Origin of the sequence: Nonlabens tegetincola, from assembly GCF_002954355.1 — a bacterium.
GTDB classification, from domain to species: Bacteria; Bacteroidota; Bacteroidia; order Flavobacteriales; family Flavobacteriaceae; genus Nonlabens; species Nonlabens tegetincola.
In genome coordinates this window covers 1-17,170 of the sequence record NZ_MQVV01000017.1, presented here as the reverse complement: position 1 = coordinate 17,170, position 17,170 = coordinate 1, and the positions used below count along the sequence as shown (strand labels likewise).

The 17,170-nt window shown below is 36.1% G+C and carries 16 protein-coding genes; 9 read left to right on the top strand and 7 right to left on the bottom strand.

All coding sequences use genetic code 11. From position 1 onward, the window contains the following. Positions 1-3: 3 nt before the first annotated feature. Positions 4-957: a GNAT family N-acetyltransferase gene (locus BST93_RS11630; protein WP_105019303.1), complete on the top strand. Its 954-nt coding sequence runs from the start codon at positions 4-6 to the stop codon at positions 955-957. 270 nt (positions 958-1,227) lie between these two features. On the opposite strand, the gene BST93_RS11625 is transcribed toward BST93_RS11630, so the two are convergent. After that, the gene (locus tag BST93_RS11625) at positions 1,228-1,431 is read right to left on the bottom strand and encodes a hypothetical protein (protein ID WP_146105023.1); all 204 of its coding nucleotides are present in this window, start codon (positions 1,429-1,431) and stop codon (positions 1,228-1,230) included. Positions 1,432-1,580: 149 nt separating this feature from the next. Here BST93_RS11625 and BST93_RS11620 point away from each other — a divergent pair, with 149 nt between their 5' ends. Both BST93_RS11620 and BST93_RS11615 read left to right on the top strand, forming a co-directional pair. Further along, positions 1,581-2,615 (top strand): DegT/DnrJ/EryC1/StrS family aminotransferase, encoded by a 1,035-nt coding sequence (locus tag BST93_RS11620; protein ID WP_258150536.1) that lies wholly within the window; start codon positions 1,581-1,583, stop codon positions 2,613-2,615. A 44-nt stretch (positions 2,616-2,659) separates the two neighbouring features. Next, complete coding sequence (locus tag BST93_RS11615) at positions 2,660-3,910, top strand: O-antigen translocase (protein ID WP_258150535.1); 1,251 nt, start codon at positions 2,660-2,662, stop codon at positions 3,908-3,910. Between the two features lie 6 nt (positions 3,911-3,916). Here BST93_RS11615 and BST93_RS11610 read toward each other — a convergent pair whose 3' ends face one another. From BST93_RS11610 to BST93_RS11595, 4 genes are read right to left on the bottom strand one after another with little or no spacing between them, the layout of a single operon-like run. Further along, positions 3,917-6,424, bottom strand: a complete 2,508-nt coding sequence (locus tag BST93_RS11610; protein ID WP_105019299.1) for a beta-mannosidase — start codon at positions 6,422-6,424, stop codon at positions 3,917-3,919. After that, positions 6,414-7,145: a copper homeostasis protein CutC gene (locus BST93_RS11605; protein ID WP_105019298.1), complete on the bottom strand. Its 732-nt coding sequence runs from the start codon at positions 7,143-7,145 to the stop codon at positions 6,414-6,416. Before BST93_RS11605 ends, BST93_RS11610 begins: the two co-directional genes overlap by 11 nt. Beyond that, positions 7,142-7,759, bottom strand: coding sequence for a DUF2238 domain-containing protein (locus BST93_RS11600; RefSeq protein ID WP_105019297.1), 618 nt, complete (start codon positions 7,757-7,759; stop codon positions 7,142-7,144). Before BST93_RS11600 ends, BST93_RS11605 begins: the two co-directional genes overlap by 4 nt. A gap of 2 nt (positions 7,760-7,761) precedes the next feature. Beyond that, positions 7,762-10,056, bottom strand: coding sequence for a beta-N-acetylhexosaminidase (locus tag BST93_RS11595; protein WP_105019296.1), 2,295 nt, complete (start codon positions 10,054-10,056; stop codon positions 7,762-7,764). Between the two features lie 49 nt (positions 10,057-10,105). On the opposite strand from BST93_RS11595, the gene ligA reads away from it, so the two are divergent. Continuing rightward, positions 10,106-12,160 (top strand): NAD-dependent DNA ligase LigA, encoded by a 2,055-nt coding sequence (ligA, locus tag BST93_RS11590; RefSeq protein WP_105019268.1) that lies wholly within the window; start codon positions 10,106-10,108, stop codon positions 12,158-12,160. A gap of 2 nt (positions 12,161-12,162) precedes the next feature. Further along, complete coding sequence (locus BST93_RS11585; RefSeq protein ID WP_105019267.1) at positions 12,163-12,966, top strand: hypothetical protein; 804 nt, start codon at positions 12,163-12,165, stop codon at positions 12,964-12,966. 5 nt (positions 12,967-12,971) lie between these two features. Here the strand turns inward: BST93_RS11585 and BST93_RS11580 are convergent, their stop codons facing one another. Further along, positions 12,972-13,895, bottom strand: a complete 924-nt coding sequence (locus BST93_RS11580; RefSeq protein WP_105019266.1) for a metallophosphatase — start codon at positions 13,893-13,895, stop codon at positions 12,972-12,974. A 2-nt stretch (positions 13,896-13,897) separates the two neighbouring features. Further along, complete coding sequence (locus tag BST93_RS11575) at positions 13,898-14,701, bottom strand: 5'-nucleotidase C-terminal domain-containing protein (protein ID WP_181072503.1); 804 nt, start codon at positions 14,699-14,701, stop codon at positions 13,898-13,900. Between the two features lie 37 nt (positions 14,702-14,738). Between BST93_RS11575 and BST93_RS11570 the strand changes: the two genes are divergently transcribed. The 4 genes from BST93_RS11570 to BST93_RS11555 form a co-directional block, all read left to right on the top strand. After that, positions 14,739-15,251 (top strand): DUF6913 domain-containing protein, encoded by a 513-nt coding sequence (locus tag BST93_RS11570; RefSeq protein WP_373420722.1) that lies wholly within the window; start codon positions 14,739-14,741, stop codon positions 15,249-15,251. Between the two features lies 1 nt (position 15,252). Continuing rightward, entirely contained in the window at positions 15,253-16,128 is an 876-nt protein-coding gene (dapA, locus tag BST93_RS11565) for a 4-hydroxy-tetrahydrodipicolinate synthase (RefSeq protein WP_105017672.1), read from the top strand. An 81-nt stretch (positions 16,129-16,209) separates the two neighbouring features. Next, entirely contained in the window at positions 16,210-17,013 is an 804-nt protein-coding gene (locus BST93_RS11560; protein ID WP_105017673.1) for an outer membrane protein assembly factor BamD, read from the top strand. A 1-nt stretch (position 17,014) separates the two neighbouring features. Next, on the top strand, positions 17,015-17,170 hold a 156-nt coding region (locus BST93_RS11555; protein ID WP_146105022.1), incomplete at its 3' end, for a DNA-directed RNA polymerase subunit omega.

The window sequence follows — 17,170 nt, the reverse complement described above, 5'->3', positions numbered from 1 at the left end:
TTTATGAATAATGAAATAGTCATCCATCGTTATTCTAGTGATGATGCTACTTCATGGAATAAATTTATAGATTCATCTCTTAACGGGACCTTTATATTAAAACGATCTTTCATGGAGTACCATGAGGATCGTTTTAATGATTATAGCCTAATGGTTTATAGGTCACAAACTCTTATTGCTGTATTACCTGGCAATAGAGTAGGAGACAAGTGGTACAGTCATCAAGGTCTTACTTACGGCGGTATAATTCTAGACCAAGAGTTATCAAAGGATGTTCTTAAACAGGTTATGAATCAAGTGGTGTCTTATTTAATTTCAAATGAAATTAAGGAGATTACTATCAAACAACCGTTTAACTCTTATTCTCAAATCAACCGTTTTATAAATGAGGTAATTGAAAGTATAGACTTTCAGCCATTTAAAAGGGTTAATAATGCATACCTTGAATTAAATGTTGATTTGTCTATTTCATCTAAACGGACCGCTGGTTATCGCAATGGTAATTGGAATCATTTAATTTTTCAGGAAAATGATAACTGGGGTGAATTTTGGAATCAAGTATTAGTACCCTTGTTGCAACATAAATATGCTGCTAGTCCTGTTCATAGTCTTCAAGAAATTGAAGAGTTGAAGAGTAAATTTCCCAAAGAAATCAGACTTTATACTGTTTCTAATCAAGAGGGAATAATTGCCGGTGTCGTAATGTTCATCAAAGGGAACATTGCAAGAGCTCAATATATGGCAAGTACAATTGAGGCAAGATCATTAAGGGCTATGGATTTTTTATATTTAGAAACTATAGAAGTTTTAAGACAGTGTAATATCACTAAATATGATCTAGGTGCCGTAGATGATCCTAATGGAGGAATAAATAAAGGCCTCGCTAAAAATAAGAAGGAGATGGGAGCGAGTTTTGAAATACAAACGGTTTGGCATTTTAAACCACATAAAAAATAAAAAAACCAGCGCTAATCAGGCGCTGGTTTTAGGCTATTTTATCAAATGAATCTTTTAACAATCAAAGTCGATTAAGGAATATTTTTCTTTTTCATAGCAAGAAAAACTTTAGTTTAAGTTTTTCTTTATATCGAATATTACAATAATTATTTCGTTTGTTATGTAATTCATTACAAATGTACGGTGGTGTTCCATTTCAAGGTGTTACATTTGGGTTAAGCATAGTTAATGAGTGTTATTTTAATGTAAATCATTGGAAAAGAAAGCCTTTCATTTTGCCGTTATACAGGTTGTAGTATTTGGAATTTTCATAATACTAAGTTTTATTCCTCGCACAGTCTCTAATGATATCAGTTCATGGATATCGTATCTCATGACCTTTTTTGCAGTGATTGTGATAGCTGGATCTATAGCAAGTTTGTTAAGTTTTAAAAGACCTTTTACTGTAAAGAAATTCATTGTTACAATAATCAACTTTGGGTTTTTAATTTACCTGGCTTATAGATGGTTTTTAAGCGAGATACCTGTATAGGAAACTCTTTATATATTCGTAATAAATAATTTTTGTGCACATTCCATTTCTCGATTTAAAAAAAATACAAAACCGATTTCTACCTCAGGATATGGAATCTATAAAAGAGTTGCATGAATCTGGTAGGTATATTGGAGGTCAATTTGTAGATACATTTGAAAAGGAATTTGCAAGCTATTGTAACGTTCAGTATTGCGTGAGTACTGGTAATGGATTGGATGCCTTGAGTATTATCCTAAGAGCAGAAACCGCTCTAAATCGACTTCCTAAAAATGCTAAAATTGCGGTGCCAGCAAATACTTATATAGCAACTATTTTAAGCGTTGTTCACAGCCATCACACGCCTGTATTATTTGAAACCGAGCAGTGTGTCGTACAGGTTGATGATCTTAAAAAAATTAAAGAAGACTATGATGCTATTATAGTTGTGGATCTATATGGAATCATGGTAGATGATGATGTGTACGCTTTCGCGAAAGCGAACCACAAAAAAATATATACCGATACAGCACAATCTCACGGTGGTCGTACAAGTAGTGGTAAAACTAGTGGAAGTCTTGCAGCGGCAAGTGCCTTTTCTTTTTATCCTACTAAAAATTTAGGAGCACTAGGTGATGCAGGCGCTATCACCACAAACGACCAAGAGCTAGCTGCAATGTGTCGCAAAATCGCCAATTACGGGCGTGATTCCCAATTTTTAAATAGTGAAGTAGGAGTAAATTCACGCATGGATCCTTTACAGGCCCTATTTTTGAGTACGCGATTACAGGTTTTAGAAAACGACAACAACTCTCGTAGATCCATCGCATACAAATATAGGCAAGGTATTGATAACAAAAAGGTGCAGCTACTAAGCACGCAATTAGCAAATCGTTCAGTGTTTCATATTTACCCAATTTTTGTAGAAGATAGGGTAGCCTTTATAGACTTTATGAAACATCATGGAATACAAACTGGATGTCATTATGAGGTACCACCTCATCAACAAAAAGCATTTTCTAAGTGGAATGACTTACAATTTCCCGCCACAGAAAGTAGACATCAAAAACAGGTAAGTCTTCCATGCCATCCTTTGTTAGATACTCAAGAGGTTCATCATATTATACAAACCATAAATTCTTATTGATGCGCAGGCTGTTTTTATTGTTTAATAGAAATATGCTGCTTAAAATGGCAAGTTGGAATAGTATTTTTATTCTTGTCAGGATTGCGCTAGGTGCTGTTATGTCTAATCTTTTGGCTCGATTTGTAGGTGATGCAGGATTGGGTTATTTAGGAAACTTACGTAATTTTTCTCAAGGACTTCAAAGCCTGTCCGTTCTGGGATTGGAAAACGGTCTTACTAAAAACGCTGCTGCCTTAAAGAATGAGCCTAAACTATTAAGCAAAACTTTTACAACAGCATGGATAGCAACTTTTATAGTAAGCGTATTAACCGCTATAGGTATCAACTTTACAGCTAGCTGGCTGTCTTTGTATTTATTCGATAGTGATAGTTATTCATTTGTCTTACGGATCTTTGGCTGTTCATTACCATTTTACTTTGTTTTTGTTGCAGTAAGTTCCTTGTTGCAAGGATTTGAGTGGTTTAAGACCTATGTGGTTCTTAATATTATCGTTGCCTTGTCGGTATTTGCTCTGGGCGCTTATTTGATTGTAAATGAGAATTTATACGGTGCGCTGCTTAGTATAGCCGTGACACCTTATGTTCAATTTATTTTGGCTCTTTTGGTGTACTTCTTTTATTTAAAAGGTAAGAAAGGAGTGCTCACCTTTTCAATTGAATGGAGTAATGAGCAAGCACTACAGCTCTTTAAATACAGTGTTATGGCTTTAGTGAGCGCTATACTTATACCGCTTGTAAATATTGAAGTGCGCAACGAGGTTATTGATCAAGTAAGTGACCATGCAGCAGGATGGTGGGAATCTGTTCAACGTATTTCAGGATATTACATGGTATTTGTTACCACCTTAATCAGTTTATACGTATTACCTAATTTGAGCAAGGATTCTAGTTTTAAACAATATAGAAGTACGATATGGAATTTTTATAAAACCATACTTCCTATGGTTGTAGCAGGACTTATATCTGTTTATTTATGTAGAGATTTTATTCTTGAATATTTATTCACGTCAGAGTTTTTACCTGCTTCTAGCATGTTTAAATGGCAATTATTAGGTGATTTTATAAAGGTCATCACCACTGTAATGGCTTTTAGGTTTATCGCATTAAATGATCTTAAGCGCTATCTAGTGGCTGAACTTATAAGCATTTTTTGTTTCTATCTTTTTACGATGGTTTTATTACCGTACTATGGAAAAAATGCTGTAGTAATGGCTTACTTTTTAAATTACATATTTTACTTTTTAATTTTGATCTTGCTTTTGAGAAAAGAATTGTTTGGTTCTTTGGAGCAATAAACAAAATTATTTCACACTGATCCTTACCATATCATTTAAGCTATTAATATGCAGGACACCATGCTCTTCCGATTTTGGATAGAACAGAATTGATTTTTCAGTATTAGGCTCCAAGTCAAAGAAATTATCAGAAAAATGACCATCTATACTAGAAAAGACAAATAGATCCTTTACAAATACATTTGAAACGATCGTAATTTCATAAAAGTCATTACGCTTTGGACTTTTTATTTTGATTTCTGCTTTAGGTAATTTGAGATCTTTTGGTCTTGTTAAAGTTTTAATGCTTTTGTGATTACCAAATTGGTAAGACACGTAAATTTTGTTTAGATCAAGGTTTAAATGTTTTAAGGAAAGCGCATGAATGAGCTCACTAGAACCAGCATTAACTGAGCATATAGAACTATCGATGGCATCAACAAAAAGCGATTTGCCCGAAAAGTCTTTGATTTCGATTTTGAAATCGCCTACTTCTGTCTCGAGATTATCATTTACCACATACGTCTTCAAAGTATCATTTTCAACTACGTTACTAATTAGAACATTCTCAAAATCACGTTTTACCTGATAGTGTAAGGCTTTCCAGTTGCCAAAATAATCGATACTCGACCAGCTTACCGCTGGCCAGCAGTCGTTGAGCTGCCAGTATAGCGTTCCCATATTGTAAGGTCGCGCACGACGATGTGCTTGAATACCTTTAGACATTCCATAAGCTTGTACGAGCTGACTCACGTACACATAATCTTCATCATTTTCTGGTATGGGAAAATCGCGCTCCATATAAGTTTGTATAAGCTCGTCACCTCGAGCGTGTTTTTGATGTGTAGCATATTCCTTTGACTTAATATCTACTTCACCAGATGAATTAATGTAGCGAATGGTTTCATAAGAGGGATGCGCCTGAAAACCAAATTCACTCATAAACCTTGGCACATGCTCTTCAAAATGCTCAAACGGGTAAGCATCGTGCCACACGCGCCAGTCATGTGCATCGCCATTAAACTCATATTTAGGATTGCCACGACCGTATTGTGGTGAGCTTTCCCAGTAGGGTTCCTTGGTCATTTCGGCTACGTATTTCGGCATGTCTATTTGAAAAATGTTGCGGTAGTCTTCCCAAATACTGTCACGTTCTTGCTGGCTGCGACCTTCTTGCCAGCCCCAACGATGCCAGCCTTCACGACTTTCATTGTTACCGCACCACAGTACTATACTCGAATGATCTCGTAATCTAGTAAGTTGTTGAGTGACCTCTTTTTTTACGCTTTCGCGAAAGCTATCTCCACTAGGATACATCGCACAAGCAAACATAAAATCTTGCCATACCATGATTCCTTTTTCGTCACATTTTTCATAGAAAACATCACTCTCATAAATGCCGCCACCCCAAACACGTAGCATGTTCATATTTGCATCTACAGCGTCATTTAAAAGCTTTTCATAATGATCATCCGTGACCAAATCTTGCATGCTGTTTTGTGGAATGTAGTTTGCACCTTTTGCATATACCGGAACGTCGTTCACCTTGAAATAAAAGCTGGTTCCGTATTCGTCTGGCTCATTTACCAATTCTACTGTGCGCAGTCCCTTATTAATTGTTTTTTGATCAATAAGATTTTCATCTTTAAAAATGCTAATCTCTACCTCATATAAATAGGGTTCACCTAGATTATGCGGCCACCATTTTTTAGGATTTTGTATTTCAAAATGCAGTTCTTGAGTAGCTGTTTTTGTGGCTACTGTCAAGGAGTCTGTAATTTTATATGGATAAATACTGTCATTGATTTTAAGAGAATAGGTAAGCGGTGAGGAAACAGGTTTTGATAATGTCACTTGTGCCGAAAGATTTGCAATAGAATCATTAAGACTATTTTGCTTTAAGTAAATATCCTTAATTTTAAAATCGTTGTAAGCCTCAAGATAAACTGATTTCCAAACTCCCATAGTGTTTAGGTTTGGACCCCAATCCCAACCGTATTGAAATTGTGCTTTACGTGTGTAAACACGATTTCCTTCTGGTAATTGATACGGATTTGCTGCTGCTTTTTGAAGTTCTTTTTCTAAAGGAGACTTTATGGTAACGTAAAGCTCATTTTCTTTTTCTATAAATGGCTTTACATCTATCTGCCAGTTGAGAAAAGCATTGTCGGTGTCAAGAATCTTATGGCCATTGAGCTCAATGCTGGCATACGTATCAATGCCTTCAAAGTTTAAAGTAATGTGTTCTTTGTCAAGAATTTCTTTGTTTACCTTAAAAATGGTTTTGTAAATCCAGTTTTCCTCAGTAATCCATTGTAAACTGTCTTCATTATTTGCTTGAAAAGGATGCTCGATAAGTGGTAATAACTCTTTGTGAACCGTAGAGGGAATTCTTACAGAATCTGATACTAAACTATTGTCAGCTTCTTTCAATAAGGACCAGTTATGGTTAAGATATTGACGCTTTACATGGGGTTGTTTATCATTACATGAGACTAGTGAAATCACTATGATTAGGAGCCAACTATATTTCATGCGTGATTCTATTAAGGATTGCTTTAATGCTTTCAATGTTTGATGTGATTTCTATGTTTTCTTGAAGAAATTTAGGTGTATTCATAGGCAATTTCTCTTCACTGGTTTGCTCACTTATTGCTGTAGCGCTTGCGTGAATTTCTTTGAAGTTCGCTTTCGCGAAAGCATCACTATTACTAGCATTAATGCCACCACCAGGCATGATAATTAATTCATCGCCTGTTTGTTGCTGTAACTCCATTAATAAACTAATACCTTCAAAAGCACTAGCTTGCTGACCAGAGCTGAGTATGCGATGTGCACCTAAATTGATTAAATCAATCAAGGCCTGCTGTGGATTTTCTACGTGATCAAAAGCTCTGTGAAAGGTAAAGGGTAATGGTCTAGAAAGCTCTATAAGTTCGCTAGTACGTTTAATATCCACTTTAAAATCCGAAGTCAATACTCCGGAAACAATACCAGCGGCACCTAACTCTTTGCAAAGTTGAATATCCTGTTTCATGATTTCAAACTCGGCTTTGCTGTACACAAAATCACCAGATCGTGGTCGTATTAATACAATTACAGGAATGTTGAGGTCTGCAATTACCTTTTTGAGCAGTCCGAAGCTAGGCGTGATGCCACCTACGGCTAACTCGTTACATAGCTCAATGCGATGAGCGCCAGCCTTTTGAGCATTGATGGCGCTTTGATAATTTGCAGCGCAGATTTCTAAAATCATGTTGTTTCAATTTTAGCGATGGAATTATCTTGAAAATTACTCAAAAAAGCAACAGCGATACAAGCACCAATTAATGCAAGTAGCATATCAGTTTGCGTGTCCCAAACATAACCTTGCATACCTAGAAAACTGTCTGCACCATCACTTACGATCATGGACACGACAGCTTCTATTAATTCATAAGCTGCGCTGATGGCTAAACAAATTGAGATAACGATAAGGGCGAGCCATTTTTTACCGTGAACTACGTTTTTACGTAGTAATACTTCACGCACAATTAATGCTGGTGTAAAGCCTTGAATGAAATGCCCTAACTTATCATAATTGTTCCTGGAGTGATCAAAGTATTCTTGTATCCAGTCAAAAAGTGGTACATCTGCATAGGTATATTTTCCACCTATAATTAAAATAATACAATGAACAAATATCCAGAAGTAGGTAAGGTTTGAAAACTTTAAGTTCCTGTAGGTAAAAATCAATATCATCATCCCTATAACGGCAGGAAGAACTTCTAGAAACCAAGTAAATCGTTCTTTAGGTTCAATTCCAGACCAGATTAATAATCCGGTCAAAAAGACTAGGTAAAAAAGTAGGTGTTTAGGTAGGTTGTTCATGCTTATTTGATGATGATTTCGTCAATAAATGTCCAGGCTTTATTTCCAGCGCCTTGCGCGCCATCTGGAATGGTACCATAGTTGGGGATAATCAGTTCCAATTTGTAAAACATCATATCCTCATAACCTTTGAATCTCTCACTGTTATATTTGTAAGTAATTAGATTTTCATTCCCTTTAGGTATGAATACCCGATCGGATATTCTACCCATTTTAGTCTCTAGATGCAAATCGTATGATTTTGGTGAATAAATCCACTGTCCAGGTGCATGGTAAAATCGTAATTGGATTTCGTTTACTTCTGTAGGTTCATCAAATGCTATTTCAATTTCCAGATCATCACCCCAAAAGCCCAACCATTCTTTATCACCATAACGTGTATCACTACCTACTATACCATTGATAAGTCCATTTGCACCACTACCACTATAGGATTTATGTGGTGGATGATTAATAGTAATAGTGGCGCCTACACCTTTATGATAAAGGAATTCTTGAGAGAATAAACGTCCAAGCGGTTGAGCATTGTCAAATACTTGAGCTTTTACAATCATGTTTTCCTTAAATGGAATAGGTGATTCATAAATAGTTGAATTGGTATTTGGCTCAGTTCCGTCAGTAGTGTATCTGATTTCTTTGCCTAAGGTTTTAGTGCTTAATTCATATTCTTGATCTTCATTCAAATTTCCTTCAATTACATATAAATGATTGGCGTATTTAATATCCATAGCGTCTAGCCGTGGAAGCATGACTTCTAGGTTATTGACAAACAAGTTATAATCTCTTTTTTCTACTGGAGACCAAGCGACCTCACTAAGTGCTAGCATGCGTGGGAAAGCCATGTATTCTACTTGATCTGTAGTAGGCATGTACTCAGTCCATACATTTCCTTGTACGCCTAAAACGTGCGTTATTTCTTCACCACTAAGCTCATCTGGAATTGGATTGAAACCATACACTTTTTCTAATGGTAAAAAGCCGCCTATAGCTAGTGGTTCATTCTCATCATCACTTTGGTAATAGTCAAAATAACAATGAGAAGTAGGCGTCATAATAACATCGTTACCTTTCTTTGCAGCGTCTATGGCACCTTGCATGCCGCGCCAACTCATAACTGTGGCATCCTTTGCTAGTCCGCCTTCTAGGATTTCATCCCAACCGATGATTTTCTTGCCTTTTGAAGCTAGGTATTTTTCAAAATGTTTAATGAAGTAGGATTGTAATTCGTATTCATCTTTTAATCCATTTTCTTTGATAAATCGTTGTGCGATTACACTTTGTTTCCACTGTGTTTTTGGTGCCTCATCGCCGCCTATGTGAATGTATGGTGATGGAAATAAGGCTGCTACCTCGTCTAGTACGTTTTCTAGAAACTCAAAAGTCTCTGGGTTAGGGCAATAAATGTTGTCAAAAACGCCCCATTCTGTAGCTACATTCACATCTTTATTGGCGCATCCTAGTTCTGGATAGGCAGCAATGGCCGCTTGAGCATGACCAGGTAATTCGATTTCTGGAATGATGTTGATGTGTCTCGCTTTCGCGAAAGCGATAACCTCACGCACTTCATCTTGTGTGTAGTATCCACCATATCTAGTCGTGTTGTACTTGTGCGGTGTATCGTTGTAATGTCCTAGTAAAGTACTGTCACGGTAAGCAGCCACTTCTTGAAGTTTAGAATATTGTTTGATCTCGATGCGCCAGCCTTGATCATCAGTGAGATGCCAGTGAAAATTATTCATCTTTAACATCGCCATAGCATCGATGTATTTCTTGATAAACGCTACTGGAAACATATGTCTAGAAACGTCGAGATGCATACCACGATATTTAAAACGTGGTTCATCCTCAATGGTTAGTGCTGGTAAGTGAATTTCATCCTTGTCATTAAGTATGGGGAACAACTGGATGAGCGATTGTACCGCATAGAAAGCGCCTGCATCCGTACGGGCATGAATAAGTATTCGTTCAGGATCGATTTTCATTCGGTACCCTTCGGTACTATCGATCTCTTCATTGAATTTCAAATAGATGTAGTTGTCTTCCTTATCATCATAATCGTTTAACTCGTCAAAACCCATTTTATCAAAATGATCAAGTAAGAACTTGCCAGCCATAGGAAACTCAGGATCAAACCTAAACGAAGTGTTTTCATGAAACGTAAAATATCCATCATTTACCTGCAAGGATTGCGGCGCTGGAATGATACTGGGACTTTTAAGGTCTACATGTCTAGTGGTTTTGGTACAGGATAATACTGTTAATATCAATATGGTGATTAGTAGAATTCTTTGAAGCATTATTGTAATTTAGAGTCGACAAAATACTTGCAGAAGATAGTACAATTTAATGAGTCCTGAAGAACAAATACTAGCATTAAGAAATGAATTGCGAGAACATAATTACAACTATTATGTAAACGACAATCCTACCATTTCAGATTTTGAATTTGATAAGAAATTAGAGCAACTCAAACAACTCGAAGCAGCAAATCCTGAGTTTTTTGACCCTAATAGTCCCAGTGTTAGGGTAGGTGGTGAAATCACTAAGAATTTTGAAACCGTGAAGCATGAATACCGCATGTATTCACTAGATAATAGTTATAGTAAAGAAGATTTACTGGATTGGGAACAGCGATTAAGAAAAATTGTTGATGGTCCTATTGAATATGTATGCGAGCTTAAATACGATGGTGCAAGTATAAGTTTGAGGTATGAAAAAGGAGTTTTTGTAAAGGCAGTTACTCGTGGAGATGGTACTCAAGGTGATAATGTTACTGCCAATGTGCGTACCATTAAGTCAGTCCCATTAAAACTACGAGCTAGTGAAGTGCCTGATAAATTTGAAATTCGTGGTGAGATTGTGTTACCGTGGCAAGGATTTCATAAAATGAATCAAGAACGTGAAGCTCAAGGATTAGAACTATATCGCAATCCACGTAATACCGCTAGTGGTAGTTTAAAATTACAAGATAGTAGTATAGTTGCACAGCGACCACTGGAATGTTTGTTATATCAACTTGCAGGAGATAACTTACCGGTGCAATCACAATACGACAGTTTGAACCTAGCGCGTGATTGGGGTTTCAAAGCGCCTGCAGAATCTCAATTGGTGCAGAGTATTGATGAGGTGTTGCAGTATATAGAACATTGGGATGTTGCAAGAAAGGATTTACCTTATGAAACAGATGGAGTTGTTATAAAGGTAAATAGCCTGCAACAACAAGAAGAACTAGGCTTTACGGCCAAGGCACCACGATGGGCAATGGCTTATAAATTTGCTGCAGAACAGGTGAGTACTAGACTTAATGAAATCACCTATCAAATAGGTCGTACTGGTGCCATAACACCAGTAGCTAATCTAGAACCGGTTGAAATTTCAGGTACTACGGTAAAAAGAGCGAGTTTACATAATGCCGATCAAATTGAAAAACTAGATATTAGAGTAGGAGATGAGGTCTATGTAGAAAAAGGTGGAGAAATTATCCCTAAAATTGTTGCTGTAGAGCTTACTAAACGACCAGATAATTCCAGTCCTACTGAATATGCTACACGATGTCCAGAATGTAATACAGAACTAGTCCGTAAAGAAGGCGAAGCTCAACATTTTTGTCCCAATGAATTAGGATGCCCACCACAAATTAAAGGTAGGATTGAGCATTTTATATCAAGAAAGGCAATGGATATTGATGGAATAGGAGCAGAGACTGTTGGTCAACTCGTTGATGCAGGACTAATTTCTAACTATGCCGATTTATATGACCTTACCGTTGAACAAGTTCTGCCTTTAGAACGTATGGCTCAAAAGAGTGCAGAGAATATGATTAACGGGATACAAGCAAGTAAGCAAATTCCATTTGAGCGTGTTCTTTTTGCTTTAGGAATACGGTACGTAGGTGAAACAGTGGCAAAAAAACTAGCCAAACATTATAAAAACATGGATGCTCTCATAGCTTTACCAGAAGCACCTGATAAAGAAAATCTAGATTTATTTGCCGACGTTTCCAGTCCTACAGAAAAGAAGTTACAAGAACTAACCGCTATCCCAGAAATAGGCGACCGCATAGCACAAACTGTTGTAAAATTCATAGTTGACGAAAGGCAGCAATCCATTCTAGAACGGTTAAAAAATGCTGGATTACAATTCTCATTAAGTGAAGAGCAATTAGAAGGTCAAACTGATAAACTAGTTGGTAAAAGCTTTGTAGTTTCTGGTGTTTTTGAAATGTCGCGTAATGATCTAAAAAAACTTATTGAGGATAATGGTGGTAAGGTAAGCAGCTCGCTTTCAAGTAAAACAGACTTTCTCATTCGAGGTGATAAAATGGGACCTTCAAAACTTGCTAAAGCTGAAAAATTGGGTATTGCCATGATTAGCGAACAAGAGTTTTTAAAGATGCTGTAATTATGAGATTACTGATAGTTTTTCTACTCGCTTTAAATAGTTTTGGGTTGAAATCCCAAACCTATTCCTATAGAACTATCACAAATAATCAAATGATGGTAAAAGGTAAGGTAGGTAAATATCCTATAACCTTGTACATGGAATATCAAGGTTTTTGTGAATATGAAAGAGAATATACAGGTTGGTATAAATACGATTCAAGTACTCAATCAATACCCATACAGGTTTATTTTTCAACTTATCCAGAAAATGAGGAATTCATCATTTATGCAAAATACGATGGCGATTTTCAACTAGAAATTGATGAAGATTATAGTTGTCATCCAGTAAATTATGACGAGAAGTTTTATGGAGACTCTGATGATGGTATATTCAATAATATGAGCTGGAATAAGAAAGGTTCCTCACAAGTTTGGGAAGTTACGTTTGAAGAAGATGTGGTAAGTAAATTTTGGGATTTAGGGGAATATGATACCTACCTCACGGTTGACGATGATCTGGTATTAGACTTTGGAACGATGGGTTTTGAATATGTATATGAAGTACACATAGAAGGATTTAAAGAAGTTCATGACATTACTCACATGCTTATCACCGTTATAGAACCCAGTAAGCCAGGAGGAAATGGTCGTGGTATGTGTGGAGCAGGTGATGAAATTTATTTACTCTATCTACGGCTTGATAAGCAGAACAAGCTACTGTTTTCAGATTCTGAAAAAATTCAAAGTTGTTACGAACATATGGAAGAATCTCCTGTTAAGTATGATACTCAATTCCCTGAAAGAGGATTTAAAAGAGTAAAATAAAATTTCTATAGATTATAAACGGTTCCAGCTTGATTGTTAATATCTGTCTCGTTTAAGTAAAGATCTATTCTACCTAGATACATTCCATAGCAGCCTACTTGATTAACAACCACGTTTTTTCCTTCTTTATTAAGAATCAATTCTGGTTTTTCTAGAAAAGTATGAGTGTGACCACCAATTATTACATCAATATTTGACGTCGCTGCTGCTAGGCTTACATCACTTACAGTATCTGATTTATAGGAATATCCCAAATGCGACATGCAAATAACTAGATCGCATCCTTTTTCCTCTTTGAGTATGCGTGCCTGATCTGTAGCGATATCTATAGGATCTAGGTATTTGGTTTCTTTATAGTTGGTCTTATTTACTAATCCGTCTAGTTCGATTCCTAATCCGAACATTCCTATTTTGATGCCGTCTAGTGTCACTATCTTGTTTTCTAATGTATGACCATCCAATATGGTATTCTTGAAATCATAATTGGATATTACAAAGTCAAAATTGGCATGTGGAAGCTGCTTGTACAACCCATCTATTCCATTATCAAAATCATGATTACCAATTGTTGCCGCATCATAACCCATCATACTCATGAGTTTAATTTCTAGCTCTCCACCATAGAAATTGAAGTATGGGGTTCCTTGAAAAATATCACCACAATCCAACAAAAGAGTATTAGGATTCTCCTTTCTAATTTGATTGACTAAAGCTGCTCTACGAGCAACACCACCACGACCATCATTGCGTCCTCCTACAATAGGTTCAATGTGGCTGTGAGTATCATTAGTATGTAAAATGGTGATCTTTTTGCTTTTCTCAGTTATACTACTTACTTTATATAAACTGGTTGCAGTAGAAAAATTGGCAAATAAACCCATTCCAGCTACCGCAGCGGTTGAACTTTTAAGAAATGTACTTCTTTTCATGATTAATTTGCTTTAGTAAATCTATTGTCGGATTCAAACTTAAGAGTATCCACCTTTTTGAAATAGTCAATCATGGCATTTCTTATTTTATAATCAGTTTTTGTTACCGTTGTATTGTTAAAAAAGTTCATGCTATCACCGCCGTTATACAAGTAATCACTGGTAGCAACATAATAGATCTTTTCAGTTAAAGGTTGATCGTTAATAGATACATTATTCAGGCTACTATCAGCATTTAAAGAAATTTTCATGCCGGAGAAAGGATGAGCTCTTTCTCTATCTACTATATATTTGATAAGTTGCTCCATTTGAGCTTTATTAAGCTGTGCTACCACAACCTCATTTTCAAAAGGCATTATTTCATAGGCTCTTTTGGTTGTTACCTCACCAGCTGGTAAGGGAGCTCTTATTCCTCCGTGATTTAGTAAAACAACATCAATGTTGGTATCTAACCTACTTTTAACAACAGGATTAACTTGTTCCACAATGATTTCACATAGCATATTTCCAAGCGCTGTGTTCAGTGGAGTATCATTTTTGTGCATGCTTTTAGGATTATAGCAAAGCACTCTATTCATTTCTTGATTTATTTTTGCGCCATAAGGGGCAATAAATTGCGCGATACTATCTTCTTGAGCTAGTGAGTCGTTTATTTCTATTCGTTTATAGTCAACGGTATCTAAATGAACGTTTGTGTTTGAATTGCAACTAGTTAATAGTGTGATTAAGAAAAGCGCTTTCGCGAAAGCGAGATAAACACCTAATTTCCTATCTGTTTTAAGAGGAAAGTTGTAGCAAAAAGCCATGTGAAATATTCTATTTTTGTTTCCACAGTAAAAGTAAATGTTTTTTAAAGGAATAAAGCGTAGATCGCTGAGGAAAGCGATAAGAAAATTGAAATCGCAAAACAGGAATAGTGTTCCTGTGGTACCTAAATCATTGTTAGTCATAACCTCTAGCGCTAGTCAAATTGCCTATGATGATATTTTAAGGTGGTGTGAACAACTTAAAATTGACGATAAAAACTTGACAGTTTTAAATCAAGTAACTGATAAAAAGAAATTACATGAAATGGATGGTATTCCGTTTGATGAAAAGTCTATTAAATGGAATGCAACCGTTGTTGATGAGCAACTAGTCGAGGCGCTTGAAAAAAAACACGATTTACAAATATTACTCATAAAAGATCCGGATGAACTAGCTACATTTGTGACGATAAAGGCACAGGCAGCTCTTAAAGTAGCCATCAATGATGCACGAGAAGAGCTTTATGATTTGTCAATTAATGTGTCATCAAACGACAAAGACGTATTTGTAAAAGAAATAGCAAAGTATATAAAAATTTTAACCCGATAATATGCAACAACTTAAAGGAACAGGAGTAGCACTTGTAACTCCTTTTAAAGCAAACGATGATGTGGATCACAGTGCTTTACAGTCCGTAGTGAATTACCAAATTGATAATGGTATAGAATATCTAGTTGTCTTAGGAACGACTGGAGAAAGCGTTACCCTTTCTAAACAGGAAAAACAGGATGTTGTAAAAACCGTGGTTGAAACCAATGCAGGACGATTGCCTCTTGTAATAGGTATAGGTGGTAGTAATACAGCTGTTGTAGTAGATGAATTAAAACAAACTGACCTTTCATCTTTTGATGCTGTACTTAGTGTCTCACCTGCTTACAACAAACCTACTCAAGAAGGTATCTATCAACACTTTGCAGCAGTCGCACAAGCTACTGATAAGCCTATTATTTTATATAATGTTCCTGGAAGAACAGCGAGTAATATGGCTGTTGATACCGTAGTTCGATTGGCAAATGATTATACAAATATTGTAGCGATAAAGGAAGCAGCAGGAGATCTTGTAGCTGCCATGAAAATGATAAAACATACACCAGATGATTTTCTCGTGATATCTGGAGATGATATGATCGCCAACGCAATGACTCTTGCGGGTGGTGCTGGAGTGATATCTGTAATCGGTCAAGGATTGCCTAGCGATTTTAGCGAAATGATTAGACTAGCTTTAAAAGGTAATGCAGTTGATTCATATAAATTGCATCATAAACTTGAAGCTAGTATCGATTTAATCTTTGCCGAAGGAAATCCTGGTGGTATTAAGGCAATGCTAGCCCATCTCGATTTATGTGAAGAACATTTAAGATTACCACTAGTGCCAGTTTCACAAAAATTGAGAACTAGTATAATTGATTTCATGAATGCGTACTAAAACGTATTAACTGTCGTTCACAATTAAAATTATAAGGAGTGTTGTGAATACATTACTTTTGCAGCCTATCAATACCGTAGTATGAAACAAATTGTTTTAATATTTTTTATCTTTTTAGTTCTTGTGTCTTGTGGTCCTTATCAAAAGGCATTAAAATCAGATGATCCTAATGTCAAGGTGAGTATGATTGATACATTAATGAAGAAGGAGAAATATAGTAAGAGTATCGATCTTTTTGAACAGATCATTCCCTTATATAGAGGTACTGACAGTGCTGCTCCTATGGCTATTAAGTATGCCAAGGCGCTTTATGGAGATAGAAGGTATTTAAGCAGTGCTTATCAATTTGAGCGATTTGTAACTTCTCACCCTTTAGATAACAATGTGGAGGAAGCGATTTTTTTAGGAGCCAAGAGTTACTATCACATGTCTCCTGTATATTCTAAAGATCAATCTGAAACTAATACGGCACTTGTTAAACTGCAAGATTATATAAATGCTTACCCAGAAGGGAAGTATAATGAAGAAGCTAATGTTCTTGTAGCTGAATTAAGAGAGAAATTAGATCGCAAGGCCTATGAAATTGCTAAACAATATCATCACAGAGGCGGAATTTATATTAAAGCAGCCATTGCAGGTTTTGAGAATTTTATAATCGATCATCCAGGATCAAATTACCTAGATGATGCACATTATTATCTTTTTGAATCTCAGTATATTTATGCTGTTAATAGTTTTGAAAATTTAATTCCAGAACGATTAGCGCTTGCTAAAAAATATTATAATAACTTTGCACGCAGATTTCCTAATAGTGAATATAAAGAAGATGCACAGGAGATCATGGCCGAAATAGAAAAATTTGAATCAGAGAATTTGAGTAATTAATATGGATACTAAAAATTTAGACGCAGCAACTACAACTATTACCTACAATCGTGATGCCCTTACTTCACCTACTGGTAATATGTATGAAGCGATTTCAATTATCGCTAAAAGAGCTGAGCAGATTAAAGGAGATATCAAGGAAGAGCTTATTGAAAAG

Bases quoted from the DNA above. Each gene is read 5' to 3' on its own strand.
- BST93_RS11610 (WP_105019299.1), bottom strand. From the start codon at position 6,424: ATGAAATATAGTTGGCTCCTAATCATAGTGATTTCACTAGTCTCATGT.
- BST93_RS11585 (WP_105019267.1), top strand. From the start codon at position 12,163: ATGAGATTACTGATAGTTTTTCTACTCGCTTTAAATAGTTTTGGGTTG.
- BST93_RS11580 (WP_105019266.1), bottom strand. From the start codon at position 13,895: ATGAAAAGAAGTACATTTCTTAAAAGTTCAACCGCTGCGGTAGCTGGA.
- dapA (WP_105017672.1), top strand. From the start codon at position 15,253: ATGCAACAACTTAAAGGAACAGGAGTAGCACTTGTAACTCCTTTTAAA.
- BST93_RS11620 (WP_258150536.1), top strand. From the start codon at position 1,581: ATGGAATCTATAAAAGAGTTGCATGAATCTGGTAGGTATATTGGAGGT.
- BST93_RS11630 (WP_105019303.1), top strand. From the start codon at position 4: ATGAATAATGAAATAGTCATCCATCGTTATTCTAGTGATGATGCTACT.
- ligA (WP_105019268.1), top strand. From the start codon at position 10,106: ATGAGTCCTGAAGAACAAATACTAGCATTAAGAAATGAATTGCGAGAA.
- BST93_RS11605 (WP_105019298.1), bottom strand. From the start codon at position 7,145: ATGATTTTAGAAATCTGCGCTGCAAATTATCAAAGCGCCATCAATGCT.
- BST93_RS11600 (WP_105019297.1), bottom strand. From the start codon at position 7,759: ATGAACAACCTACCTAAACACCTACTTTTTTACCTAGTCTTTTTGACC.
- BST93_RS11575 (WP_181072503.1), bottom strand. From the start codon at position 14,701: ATGGCTTTTTGCTACAACTTTCCTCTTAAAACAGATAGGAAATTAGGT.
- BST93_RS11570 (WP_373420722.1), top strand. From the start codon at position 14,739: ATGTTTTTTAAAGGAATAAAGCGTAGATCGCTGAGGAAAGCGATAAGA.
- BST93_RS11615 (WP_258150535.1), top strand. From the start codon at position 2,660: ATGGCAAGTTGGAATAGTATTTTTATTCTTGTCAGGATTGCGCTAGGT.
- BST93_RS11560 (WP_105017673.1), top strand. From the start codon at position 16,210: ATGAAACAAATTGTTTTAATATTTTTTATCTTTTTAGTTCTTGTGTCT.
- BST93_RS11595 (WP_105019296.1), bottom strand. From the start codon at position 10,056: ATGCTTCAAAGAATTCTACTAATCACCATATTGATATTAACAGTATTA.